General features: G+C 38.7%; 12 protein-coding genes and 1 tRNA gene. All 13 read right to left on the bottom strand.

What is annotated here, in order from left to right; genetic code table 11:
- On the bottom strand, nucleotides 1-623 hold a 623-nt coding region (locus tag ACTHN6_RS22625), incomplete at its 3' end, for an alpha-L-rhamnosidase-related protein (RefSeq protein ID WP_440438064.1).
- On the bottom strand, nucleotides 608-1,627 hold the full coding sequence (locus ACTHN6_RS22620) for a hypothetical protein (RefSeq protein ID WP_440438063.1): 1,020 nt from the start codon (nucleotides 1,625-1,627) through the stop codon (nucleotides 608-610). The genes ACTHN6_RS22620 and ACTHN6_RS22625, both read right to left, overlap by 16 nt.
- Before the next feature lie 97 nt (nucleotides 1,628-1,724).
- Nucleotides 1,725-1,934, bottom strand: coding sequence for a hypothetical protein (locus ACTHN6_RS22615; protein ID WP_440438062.1), 210 nt, complete (start codon nucleotides 1,932-1,934; stop codon nucleotides 1,725-1,727).
- Nucleotides 1,935-2,059: 125 nt separating this feature from the next.
- A tRNA-Ser gene (locus tag ACTHN6_RS22610) sits at nucleotides 2,060-2,146 on the bottom strand.
- A gap of 30 nt (nucleotides 2,147-2,176) precedes the next feature.
- Complete coding sequence (locus ACTHN6_RS22605) at nucleotides 2,177-2,944, bottom strand: TatD family hydrolase (RefSeq protein ID WP_440438061.1); 768 nt, start codon at nucleotides 2,942-2,944, stop codon at nucleotides 2,177-2,179.
- Between the two features lie 125 nt (nucleotides 2,945-3,069).
- Nucleotides 3,070-3,690 (bottom strand): polysaccharide deacetylase family protein, encoded by a 621-nt coding sequence (locus ACTHN6_RS22600; RefSeq protein ID WP_440438060.1) that lies wholly within the window; start codon nucleotides 3,688-3,690, stop codon nucleotides 3,070-3,072.
- Nucleotides 3,691-3,810: 120 nt separating this feature from the next.
- On the bottom strand, nucleotides 3,811-5,136 hold the full coding sequence (locus tag ACTHN6_RS22595; RefSeq protein ID WP_440438059.1) for an alpha-L-fucosidase: 1,326 nt from the start codon (nucleotides 5,134-5,136) through the stop codon (nucleotides 3,811-3,813).
- Nucleotides 5,137-5,502: 366 nt separating this feature from the next.
- On the bottom strand, nucleotides 5,503-5,991 hold the full coding sequence (locus tag ACTHN6_RS22590) for a beta-carotene hydroxylase (protein ID WP_440438058.1): 489 nt from the start codon (nucleotides 5,989-5,991) through the stop codon (nucleotides 5,503-5,505).
- Nucleotides 5,988-6,677, bottom strand: a complete 690-nt coding sequence (locus tag ACTHN6_RS22585) for a carotenoid biosynthesis protein (RefSeq protein WP_440438057.1) — start codon at nucleotides 6,675-6,677, stop codon at nucleotides 5,988-5,990. The genes ACTHN6_RS22590 and ACTHN6_RS22585 overlap by 4 nt, the downstream gene beginning before the upstream one ends.
- Before the next feature lie 10 nt (nucleotides 6,678-6,687).
- Nucleotides 6,688-8,166: a 1-hydroxycarotenoid 3,4-desaturase CrtD gene (gene crtD, locus ACTHN6_RS22580; protein WP_440438056.1), complete on the bottom strand. Its 1,479-nt coding sequence runs from the start codon at nucleotides 8,164-8,166 to the stop codon at nucleotides 6,688-6,690.
- Between the two features lie 7 nt (nucleotides 8,167-8,173).
- On the bottom strand, nucleotides 8,174-8,701 hold the full coding sequence (idi, locus tag ACTHN6_RS22575; RefSeq protein ID WP_440438055.1) for an isopentenyl-diphosphate Delta-isomerase: 528 nt from the start codon (nucleotides 8,699-8,701) through the stop codon (nucleotides 8,174-8,176).
- A gap of 43 nt (nucleotides 8,702-8,744) precedes the next feature.
- On the bottom strand, nucleotides 8,745-10,637 hold the full coding sequence (locus ACTHN6_RS22570; RefSeq protein WP_440438054.1) for a gliding motility-associated C-terminal domain-containing protein: 1,893 nt from the start codon (nucleotides 10,635-10,637) through the stop codon (nucleotides 8,745-8,747).
- Between the two features lie 309 nt (nucleotides 10,638-10,946).
- On the bottom strand, nucleotides 10,947-12,476 hold the full coding sequence (purH, locus tag ACTHN6_RS22565) for a bifunctional phosphoribosylaminoimidazolecarboxamide formyltransferase/IMP cyclohydrolase (protein ID WP_440438053.1): 1,530 nt from the start codon (nucleotides 12,474-12,476) through the stop codon (nucleotides 10,947-10,949).
- Between the last annotated feature and the right edge of the window lie 2 nt (nucleotides 12,477-12,478).

The following is a 12,478-nucleotide window of genomic DNA, read 5'->3' as shown; positions in this document are numbered from 1 at the left end:
ATGTTGCGGCCGTGCAATGAACCATCTTTATCACGCCAGTGTATGTAACATTTGTTTGCTTCATCCCAAAAGCCGCCTTCATTTGTTGTCTTATTAAAACTCGTTTTTAATTTTTCAGCAAATGCTTTGTAGTAATTTTCTTTTTCAGCATTGCCCAATTGTTTTTCAATATTGGCCCATAGCATTAATGCATGATATAGTTTGGCATTTACAAAAGCATTTTCATACGCTGCCCAAATAATATCAATCCAGTCGCTGCCTCTTTTTTGCGCGGTGCTGTCTGTCATCATTTCAACAAGGCCATTATTATTGCTGTCTCTTTTTAATATCCAATCCAACGCTTTTTCACAAGATTGCTGATGTGTTCTCACCCAATCTAAATCTCCTTTTTGATCATATAACTCCGAAACATTTGTAACGTAATCAGGATTTGAATCTAAAAGATAGCCCCACTGCGCTTCATAAAAACCTTCATTGTTAAATTGTTGCGGCATGGCATCTTCGTTGGTATACGCCCATCTTGGCCATACACGGCCATCAGGCTTTATAGCATAATCGCGATAAAAATCAAGGCAATCACGATAGCCATCCAAATATGTTGGATCATTTATAGCAAGGCCCATTTGTGCAATGTATTGCTCGTGCAAACATATCGGGCCATAAGGCGTATGCCAGCTATTCCGCCAAAATGCTGCTTATCAATTACACCAATTCTTGCAATGGTATTTAATACACTACTTACCTGGTTTTGATTGATCCCGGCTAATTTTCCACGGCCAAACTCTTTTTCAAAATTGAAATAAGAGAGGGTGATGTATTCAGTTGTTTCTCCGCTCCGGATGTTGAATGGCGACCAGACCCATGCGGTAGTATCACGGATAAACCTTCTTCTGTTTGTTCCTGAATCGAACCGCGGAATAAATTTGGTGGGTGCAACGTCAATGCTGAAAGCCAGTTTATCAGATGCAGTGCGGCTGTAATCTATTGCCACATAATTATCTTTTGCTTCAGCTTTAATAGTAAGCCCATTCCCGGTTTTGGCATTCCAGAACCTCGACGATTTACTGTGCACGCCATAGGTATCGAGTTTTTTATTGAAAAGATAGAACCAGGCAAGGCCGCCATAATCCTGGTAGGCGCCATCCCAGGTATTGATGCTCTTAAAATTAAAAACAGGAAAACCCGTTTTTTCTGCAATCATATCTTCCGGGCAATGCCTGCTGATATTTAATTTGATGCTGTCTTTTGTAATAATAATGTTCCAGTTTTCTTCAATATTCGTATCATTATTTCCGTAAATAATATTGTTTATTTGAATAATGTTGCCGGAGACTTCAACCTGCGGGACTTTCATCAAGCTTAAAGTAGAAAATAATTTATCTTTTGTTTGCAGCATTGAATAAATGCCAGAATCGCCGGCAATTACTTCTTCTCCATTTACAATAAATGATGAAATATTTAGTTTCCGGTTGTAGTCCAATACAGCCTGTATCTTTTCATTACTGAACGTTATTTGCTTATTGGTTTTATTGTTTATTATGTTTACCTGCTGCGAAAAAGCATAGTTGCCGGCGGGTATAAAACTGATAAAAACGGCAAACAGAACCAGGCTGATAAAATGTTTCATAAAACTAAGATACCTGTAAAAGGTATAAGCTTCATTCTTTATCATTAAAAGGCCAAATTCAATTCCGGTTATAAAAATAACCGGGCGGTTTGTGCTGTTATTCCTTAACCGTCTTCATTGTGCGGAGTTCGGGGAATTCACTATTCCGCTCACGAATGATCTTTTTGTCTGCCGGTATAATGAAGATTTCAAGGATCAAGGAAACTTCCGCTTCACGAAGATGCGCTCCATGTACTGTAAAATCGGGCGCACCCATATTAATATGCGAATACACGATGGGTTTATCTTCCAACCACAAGTTGCTCACGGAAAACTTATCCGCAAATGGGGTGGAACCGCATAAAGTAAAAAAGTGCTATAAATGCAAAAAGCCCACATTTAAGTTGCACGAGCTTTTAGTTTACTTGAAGTAAGTTGAAATATAATTTTAAGCGGAGAGAGCGGGATTCGAACCCGCGATACCCTTTCGAGTATACACACTTTCCAGGCGTGCTCCTTCAACCACTCGGACACCTCTCCCCGATTTCGGGCGGCAAAAATAATGGCTTTTTACTTGCCAAAAATATTTTCTGCATTTGCAGTGGTGATAGCAGCCACTTCTTCCAATGTAACCTGCTTAATTTCAGCCAGCTTTTGGGCGATGATTTTTATATAACTGCTTTCATTGCGCTTGCCGCGATAAGGCACCGGCGTTAAATAAGGCGCATCGGTTTCCAGCACAATATGTTCAATCCCTATCTTTGATAACGTTTGATCGAGGCCCGACTTTTTATAGGTAAGTACGCCTCCTATGCCTAACAAAAAACCCATGTCAATTATTTTAGCCGCTTCTTCATAAGAGCCTCCAAAGCAATGAAAGATGCCCCGCAAACCTCTATTTGAAAAGGGCTTTACAAAATCAATTGTTTCTTTCATTGCATTACGCGTATGAATCACGATGGGTAGTTTTTCCTCAAGCGCCCATTGCATCTGCATTTCAAAAGCCTGGTATTGTTCATGCATAAATTCTGTGCTCCAGTAAAAATCAAGGCCAATTTCACCAACAGCAGGGAAAGAGATTTTTGTAGAAAAATCTCTTATTTGGCTTAATTCTTGTTGAAAATTGCTGTTGACTGAACAGGGATGTAATCCGGCCATTGAAAAGCATTTTTCTGGGTATGCCTGTTCTAATGTTAACATATCATTTATTACAGAGCTATCAATACAAGGTAAATAGAACTTGTTAACACCCTGGGATTCGGCTCGTAATAAAACGTCAGACAAGTCGTCTTTAAAGTCAGGCAAGTATAGATGGCAATGTGTATCTATAAGTTGCATAAAATTTTTTTGAAATTATTGTAGCTATTTTTTAGCTATGAATATATAATTCTTTATTTTTGATTTAGTTTTCATAGGGTACGGATTAAAAACGGGCTAAGGTGTCTACCTTGGCCTTCATTTTTTTATAGAATTGCCCTGAATTTATACCCTTGTGCTTTAAAATATTCCAATGTTTTCGGTAATGCATAACTAATTCTTAACCAAGCTTTTGCACTATCATGAAACACTATAACAGAGCCTGCTTTGCTATATATTAATACGTTTTCCGCGCATTTTTCAGGAGACAGTTTTTCATCAAAATCACCGCTTAACACATGCCACATTATAATTTTATATTGAAGTTTATTGGTAAGCATTTTAGCAACGAAAGGGGAAACTTTGCCGTAAGGCGGTCTGAAAAGATGGCTATCTATGTATTTTGCTGCCTCAGCAATGTCACTTACATATTGCTTATTTTTTATTTTCCAGCCGTTCAGATGGTTAAAAGTATGATTGCCTACTGAATGCCCTTCATCTAAAATGCGCTTATAAATTCCGGGATATGCCTTTACATTTTTGCCTATACAAAAAAATGTGGCTTTGGCGTCGTATTGTTTTAATTGGTCGAGCACAAACGGTGTTGCTGTTTCGTGCGGGCCATCGTCAAACGTGAGAAACAATTCCTTTTCCTTCACCGGCATCTTCCATACCATTGAAGGATTTAATTTCATAAACCATAATGGTATGGCCGGCGTATAAAACATCGCCCAAAATTACGCGAATGCTTTATATGAAGCTGTGCATTGCCGGCATGAAAATATACAGCACAAGTGATGCGACGCAACCGTGATGCCATGAAAAAATTTGCCGGTAACCTTAAAATATCATTTCTTATTTACAAGAACAATTACTTCATCGGGCTCGTTTGCTGCAGCAGGGCTTACCGTAATTGTGAGCGTGCCACCAGATAACTGCGTTTGCACCGCAGCGTTATTTTTCAGCAAATAAGCTTTGGCAATTTTTTTAAAAGGAAAATTTTCCAGCTTTATTGAAGTAACATTATTATCAAGCACATGCACAAACATGGTATCGTTTTTTTGTGTAATGCAGCCCCACGTTTGCGGGCGCATATAACCGCCTTTTGTACCATAAATACTTTCACCATACGTTTTTATCCAGTTGCCCATGTAAGCCATTCTTTCAAGAAACTCCGGCTGAATTTTGCCATTTGGCATTGGCCCGATGTTGAGCAGCAAATTAGCGCCATAGCCGCTTGCCCTCACTAGTAAATCTATTAACTGCTTTGGCGTTTTATAACTTGTATCAGTGAGATTAAAACCCCAGGAATCATTCATGGTTACGCAGGATTCAAGCGGCAGTTCAGAAGGCTTTTGATAATTTAAACCGCCTTTATTTTCGCCGGGCAAATCCTGTTCAAACATTTGAAAATCTTCGCCGGGTAAAGGAGATAGATGATGATTGTTTCCTATTAAACATTGTGGCTGCAGTTTATGAATAAGCGCATAAATCTCATTTAAATGCCAGTCGATTCTTGGTGTTCTGTCGGCTGCACCTTCAGGTTCAGTCTGGTCCCAGTAACCATCGAACCAAATGCCTGCAACTTCTCCGTAATTGGTAAGCAATTCGGTTAGCTGTTGCTCCATAAATTTTATATAATTATTCCAATCGCCATGCATAGTTCTCCCGGTGCCCTGGCCGGTCCTGCCCGTCCAGTAACTGTAATCATCGCGCCGCCAATCGAGCAGGGAATAATAAAAAAATATTTTCAGGCCTTGTTTGTGGCATTCATCGGCAATCATCTTTACAATATCTTTTTTATAAGGCGAATTCATGATATTGAAATCCGAGGCTTTTGTATCCCACATACTAAAACCATCGTGGTGCCGGGTAATAAGCGTTATATATTTCATACCGGCATTTTTTGCAGCAGCCACCCAGGTGGCGGCATCAAAATCAATGGGATTGAAAAAATCCATCAGCCTTGTATAATTTTTTACGGTAATGTTACGGTTATTCATCACCCATTCGCCGGAGCCCGGAATACTGAATGGACCCCAATGAATAAACAATCCGAAACGCGCGTCTTCAAACCACTGCCTGGCTGCAAGGTTTTGTGATGTGGGTGTATATTGAGCTTGTATTGATTGAAAAACCGTAAAACATAAAAGAACAACTGCTAATTTCTTCATGAATTATATTTTAAATATTTGAGGTTTATATTGATGCCTGGATAACTGCCGGAGAATTTTTTTCATGCCTGCAACCATAACCGCTTTATTATAAATTGTAAATTGAGATACACAATGGGGCATGACAGTATAAACTTATAATTATATTTTCAGACTTGTAACCACAAACGATTGCGCTTATAAAAATGGCATAATTTTTAAACAAATCATACTAAATTTTTAAACTATGCGTGACTGGTTACGAACTTTAATTGCAGGATATGGTGCTTATAAATGGGGCGGCGGTTGCCTGGGAACAATTGTTGTTTTCCTCCTGATTTACTGGGCGCTTGGGCATTGTTGATTTTTTGCAGCATAATTTATTATCTATACGGGAGAGTTATTTCTTTGAACCTGCTCATCCCGTTTTATTTTCTGCCAATATTTTTTGGACACGAACAACATTCCAAAGCTCTCACCATTTTCTTTTTTTAAATGGCGATGATGCATTTTATGCGCCCACCGGATTGCATGTATGTAACGGTTATTGCTTTTCTCAAAAAGCTTAAACCGCCGGTGTATGATAATTTCGTGCACAATAAAGTAAGCAATGCCATATAATGTTATGCCGCAGCCAATACTTACAACCCACCATGATTCACTACTCCATCCAAACTGTATACATAGCCAGCCCGGAATAGCAAAAATTAAAAAGAAGAGATCATTCTTTTCAAAAAATCCGTTGTGGGGTAAATGATGATCTTTATGCAGGCTCCATAAAAATCCATGCATAATATATTTATGGGCCAGCCAGGCAACGCCTTCCATAAAGATAAAAGCCGTTACGCCGAATAATATGTAGATAAGAAGGCTCATAAAAATGTTCGAAGCACTAAAAAAAACAACAACTGTATTATAAACAAATGTACGGCGAATATATTGCGGCTCCCGGCATTCAACTTCCTGAAAAGGGCAAGCAATAATGCGCTTATAATTATCCAGCTTATATAATTGAAGAGCGGGATATGGCTATTTTGCCATTGCCAATAACCAAGTTTTACAGCAACAGGTTCCATAACCCAGTCAAACATTACGGTAAGAAAAACAGCATCAATAATAAAAGAAGTCGCCTGCAGTTGTTTGCTTATTGAAAAGCCGCCTTTGCTTAACCTTCGCAACGTATAGTTTTCATAAGCCTGTGTAAACATGCCGGCACAATAAATAATAATAAACCAGTTGATTCCAATTATAAGCGGCACATTAAATAATTGCGCACCCAACGTTTCACCATACATATATTTTCCAAAAACAGCAGCCGTGTTTACGCCAGCCGCTTCTATTAAAAAACCAGCCATACAGGTGATCAAGAAAAATAAAAAAAAATGTTTGTTCTTTTTGAGATGCGTTACAATAAGCAAACCAGTCATTAATAAAAGATGAATAGGTGTGCTATTTATAAACCACTCTTTATAAGGCGTAAGTAAAATGCCAATTAACCCGCATATATGAAACAATAAGGCAATGAATAATGCAGCTTTATTAAGATTTGATTTTAAGATCATGCCGTTTAATTTATTGGCCGCTGTTTTTAATAATTAGGTTTGAAGTTATGGCGGCACTCTTTAAACAAAGTGGAATGCCCCCGCCGGGATGAACACTTCCACCTGTAAAATAAAGGCCGTGAATGCTTTTAGAAAAATTAGGATGCCTGTTAAAAGCTGCCATTCTGCTGTTTGAGGCTGAACCATAAATAGCGCCGGCAAAACTTGCGGTTTCTTTTTCAATTTTTTGCGGGTGCAATACAGCTTCTGTTTCAATTAATGGTTCAATATCTGTTTGCAACACGCGGTTAAGTTTGGCAATAACATTTCTTTTATATGATTGAATGGAAGCATCATTAAAATCTGCACCGCTTGCAGTATTTATCATTACAAACCAGTTTTCTTTACCGGCAGGTGCATGCATACCAGGTTCACATTTAGCTGTAATGTTCACATAAATGGTTGGATCAGCATAAACTGTTTTTGATTTGAAGATACTATTAAACTCTGTTTCATAATCGTCACTAAAAAAAATATTGTGCAACTCAAGTTGCGGAAATTCTTTTTTAATACCCCAATAAAAAACAATAGCACTGCTGCTTCTCTCCTGCTTTAAAACTTCCATTGCTTTAGTCATATCATTCAGCAATAATTTGTAAGTAAAATAAATATCAGCGTTACTCACAATAACATCTGCATGCAATGACTGTCCGTTTACAAATAAGCCGGTTGCCTTATTATCTTTTATTATAATTTTTTCAACCGGCGAATTAAAATGGAACTGCACATTCATTTTACAGGCAAGCTTATACAAAGCATTCCTTACAGCTATCATTCCGCCCTTTGGATAAAAAACGCCTTCATTAAATTCTACATGCGGGACAAGTTGCAGCATTGCCGGAGCTTTATATGGACTGCTGCCATTATAGGTTGCAAAGCGATTGAATAATTGCACAACATGCGGATGGCTGAACTTTTTTTTATTGGCATCGTTCAATGTTGAAAATACATACGAAAGCTTTGTTTGAAGCCAAGCCTTCAACACATTCGTACTAAGCCATATTGATTTTTGATGTAATGAATTATTCAGAAATATTTCGCCAATATTCGTATATATCCTTTTTGATTCATTAAGGTAATCCATTATATGCTGCGCCGGCTCGCCGGTTTTTGCTTCAACTTCATTGGCAAGCTTATTATTATCAGTATATGCATTTATTACCACGCCATCTTCATAAAAATATTTGCAGCTAATTTCCAAAGACTTGTAAGGAAGATATTCATCCATGTCTTCATTACAAAGCTTAAACAGTTCTTCTATGTTTTCAGGCTGAACAAATAAACTTGGGCCGGCATCAAACCGGTAACCGTCTTGCTCAATCAAATATATTTTTCCGCCTGCATAATTATTCTTTTCAAATATGATTACTTCATAACCACTTGCAGCAAGCCGTATGGCACAAGCCATACCTGCAATGCCAGAACCTATTATAAAAACTTTTTTTTGCACGCAACAATCAGGCAATTACCGAAGCAGTATTTTTCCAGTTTTTTATACGAGGGAAGGCCAATGAAAACCATGCAGTGAATTTATGCGGATGCGTTTGCAGGTCAGATTCAATTTCTTCCATTGAGCGAAAGCAAACATTCTCTGCTTCATTTTTATTTATATTCATTTCGCCATTGTAAACGCCGGCAAATACATGATCGAATTCATGTTCCGTTAAACCGTTACTAAACGAGGCTTTATAAGTAAAATCAAAAATTTTATCGATCGGCGTTTCAAATCCTAATTCTTCTTTTAACCGCCTTACTGCTGCATCTTCAATTCTTTCACCAGGCTTTGGATGGCTGCAGCAGGCATTCGTCCATAAACCGCCGCTGTGATATTTACCGGTTGCCCGCTGCTGCAGCAACATTTCATTTTTATCATTAAATATAAATATACTGAAAGCCCTGTGCAGCCTGCCTTTCAGGTGAGCTTCCATCTTTTCCATCACGCCAATTTCCTTATCCTGTTCATCTACCAAAATAACTTCTTCCATTTTTAAGCGAGGATTTAAAGTTTACAGTTATGTTCAATTTTTATTATCGTATCAGCACCGTTGTACCTTTTAATGAATAGGCCTGTCCGGTATCGCGGTTCTTAAAACTTAACATCCATACATATGTACCCGCCGCCTGCGGGTAACCGTTAATTCTTCCATCCCATTTTTTAGTCCAGTCTTTTGTTTCAAACACAAGCTGGCCCAAGCGGTTATATACACGAAACACCAGGTTGTCGGCCTTGTAGGCATTTAACGGATAAAGATAATCGTTAAGCCCATCTCCATTTGGCGTAAATGCACCCGGCACGGCAATATAACAACTATAGTGCACCTTGAGGTTTTGAAAGGATGTATCAAAACAGCCAAGATCGTTTTTAACAACAAGCGATATTGGATAAGTGCTTCCATTCCTCGTTAAAGGATAAGGATAATATTTGGTGGAGGGATTTTGCATAATTGTAACCGCGCCATCGCCTAAATTCCAGTACCAGCTTACAATTTTACCAATGCTTGAATCAACAAATTGTGCAGGATCTTCAGGGCATAATTCGGGCGAAGGCAAAATATTAAAACGCGATACCAATTCATTATCGAGCAATATATCAGCAGCGGCAGAATCAGAACATAGATTATTGCTTACATATAATTTGATATGCTTGCTGCCATAATCATTAAAAACAAAAAAAGAATCCCTGGCGCCGCTTGTGCCGTTTACATCAAATACCCAATCCCAGTTATTAACCTGGTTGCCGCCATCGTGGCTATAAAATAAAGTATCATTCACACAACCTAAACCCACGCGATAACTAAAATCGGCCGAAACGATATCAGCCGTTACAAAACTTAATGAAGATCCGGCGGGCGTTTCCTGTGCACATTCATCATAAATTGTATTGCCATCTGTTCCTTCTTTAAGTGTGATTACAAAATTGCCGGCAAATTGAATTGGCTTATTCAACTTTACTGTTATAACACTGCTTACCCCATCTTTGCAATTTTCGCCTGCTGCTGATACGACTGAAACCGGCGCTGTTCCGGTAACAACAAAATCACTTCCATCGGCAGCAATGGAGCTGCACAACATGGGGTTTTTAAAAACAAGTTTTATTTCGTCGGGTGCGCATCCAACCGGTGCAATGCTATCCATAGGTGTTGGTGCAACCGGGTAAACGGTAAATGATATTTCTGAGTTTGGAGGAATATTATTGGCGCAGTTATCAAGCAATGTATTATCATCACCGCCATTCTGAATAATTAATGAATAATTTCCGGGTGGCAGTGGTTTATCTAAACTGATTTTAATAGAATCCATATCAAACGAACTATTACAGTCAATACCTGTTGCCGATTTAACCTTAGCCAAAGAAGAAGACAATGTAAAATCACTGCCGTTTGCGGCAAGGCTTGAACATTGTACTTTTTTATTCAATTTCAGGGTAATATACTGCCCTGAACAGGCTGCTTCGGCCACAAGCATCTGTGGTTTTAACGGGTCATCAATGCTGGCAGTGCCCCCTTTAAACTCAAGATCGTAACCGCTTTGGTTATCACCTGAAAAATGACTTATCAGCAATAAATACTCATGCCCTTCCGTAATTGTAGGCATTTTACTGTAAGTGGTTAGATGATCGTTGGGATTAGAAGCACAGCTAATATTATTTGCATTACTTGCGGAAGTTCCGGTTATACCATAGCTGCCGCTCCAGTTTCCGGTAACAAACAGGGAAGCATTAATATAAACTTCAAAAGCATCGTGGCCGGTAATATCAAAAAGCTGCCAGTCATAATCATCGCCCAGGTCTTCAGGCGTTATTACAAAACCCAGCGTGCCTGTTTTATAACACGTAAACCTGTACCAGAAAGGATTAAAATCAATATAATCAACGCCATCAGAACAGGGCACAGGAATTTTCTGATTACTGCAGGCAGGCACAGTTGTCTGGTGAAAAGTTTGAACACCACAAACCGGGAAAGCCGTTTTTGGTGTTTGGCCAAGCTCAGTACAAAACTGACTCCGTCCTTGCAGAAAGCTTATTAATAGCAGAAAAAGTAAACCGGAAATTTTCCCAAGCATATTTCACAAATTAAAATAATTGCTTTAATTATTAACTGCTATTAAATAAGATGCAAATGAAGCCAGTATCGTTGTAATTAGTTAAATTTTTTTTGAGAAGTTCGATAGAAATTATGCAATAAGCAAGTTGCAATAATGTATCAATAATACATTTAATTTGAAAATGCTTTAGTGCCTGAAATGCCTCATACCCGTAATAATCATTGCAAGGTTATTTTGCACGCAATAATCAATGCTGTCTTTATCCCTTACCGATCCGCCCGGCTGAATAAACGCTTCTATGCCTGCGGCATGCGCTAATTGCACACAATCATTAAACGGAAAGAAGGCATCGCTTGCCAATACTGCGCCTTTCAGATCGAACTTAAACTGTTTTGATTTTTCAATAGCCTGCCGCAAAGCATCAATACGGCTTGTTTGCCCGCAGCCTTTACCAACCAGTTGCCTGTTTTTTATTAAAGCGATGGCATTGCTTTTTAAATGCTTGCAAACAATGTTGGCAAATGCAAGATCGTCATGCTCCTGCTGCGTTGTATTACGGCCGCCAACCTCTTTCCATTCACTAAAATTGCCTTTATCATTATCCTGCACCAATGTACCCTTCAATACAGATTTATATTGAATTTGCGGAGTATAAGCGCCAGTTAGCTGCAAAAGAATCCTGTTCTTTTTCGACTTTAATATTTGCAACGCATCTTCATCAAAGGCAGGTGCAATCAGCACTTCAAAGAATATTTCATTAATAGCTGATGCAGTTGCCGCATCTACGGGTTTATTACAAACAAGCACACCACCAAATGCACTTTCGGGGTCGCCGGCCAAAGCAGCATCCCAACTATCTTTTACGGATGACCGCTGTGCAACGCCGCAAACATTGGTGTGTTTGATTATAGCAAAAGTGGTTGTATCAAATTCGTTTATTAATTGGATGGCAGCATCTATGTCAACAAGATTATTATAAGATATTTCTTTACCATGCAATTGATTAAAGCAATTCCTCAGATCACCGTAAAACACTGCCTGCTGATGCGGGTTTTCACCATACCTCAATCCCTGTTTTTCGTGAAAAGGATTAAATAATGCCTGGTTGAAATAATTACTGATAGCTATATCATAATTCATAACTACTTCAAATGCTTTGGCGGCAAATTGTTTGCGCTGTTCAAGCGTGGTTTCGCCCTGTTGTGTTTCCAGTAAAGATACAAGCGGCTGGTAATCTTCTTTGGCCGCAATAACCAATACATCTTTAAAATTTTTAGCGCCTGCGCGAATCATGGAAGGACCGCCAATATCAATTTTTTCAATAATGGCTTTTTCAACACCGCTGTTATCACCGTTGAATAGAGGTGAAGCATGCTGCGCCACCGTTTCTTCAAAAGGATATAGATCAACGATCACCAGGTCTATTTCAGGTATTTTATATTGAGCCATTTCCTGTAGATCCTGTTCAATATCCCTTCTGCCCAAAATACCGCCAAACACAGACGGGTGCAGCGTTTTAACCCTTCCGCCTAGAATAGAAGGATAAGTGGTTAACGATTCAACGGGTATACATTTTATATTAAGATCCTCAATAAATTTTTGTGTGCCGCCGGTAGAATAAATTTTTATGCCAAGCTTTTCAAGCGTTCTTACAACAGGCTCCAATCCGTCTTTATAAAAAACAGAAATTAATGCGCCTGATATTTTTTTTTGCATGA

The organism is Parafilimonas sp. (assembly GCF_051953455.1).
In the GTDB taxonomy this organism is placed as follows: Bacteria; Bacteroidota; Bacteroidia; order Chitinophagales; family Chitinophagaceae; genus Parafilimonas.
Note: the sequence above shows the minus strand (reverse complement) of the source record. Positions and strands in the feature narration are given on the sequence as shown.